General features: G+C 52.5%; 1 protein-coding gene. It reads right to left on the bottom strand.

The features are described 5' to 3' along the window. Nucleotides 1-219, bottom strand: a 219-nt coding sequence (locus GBI66_RS19605) for a hypothetical protein (RefSeq protein WP_171494363.1), incomplete at both ends; no start/stop codon positions are given.

Raw genomic sequence — 219 nt, forward strand, 5'->3', positions numbered from 1 at the left:
GTTGCATCAATGGTTTTATCACCATCCGCCAACAGGTCACTACCTGCAACACTCGCGCTCCAGTTGCCTGTTGCTGGATCAACGGTCGCTGTATAGGTCACGCCCTTGATCAACAAGGTCACAGCACTGGTCGCTGCATCAGCAGGGATACCCGTCAAGGTACCTGTGATGGTTACATTGCCACCTGACTCTGCTGCATTCAATACGTTGTCTGCAGTC

It is taken from the genome of Acinetobacter sp. TUM15071, from assembly GCF_008980925.1.
In the GTDB taxonomy this organism is placed as follows: Bacteria; Pseudomonadota; Gammaproteobacteria; order Pseudomonadales; family Moraxellaceae; genus Acinetobacter; species Acinetobacter dispersus.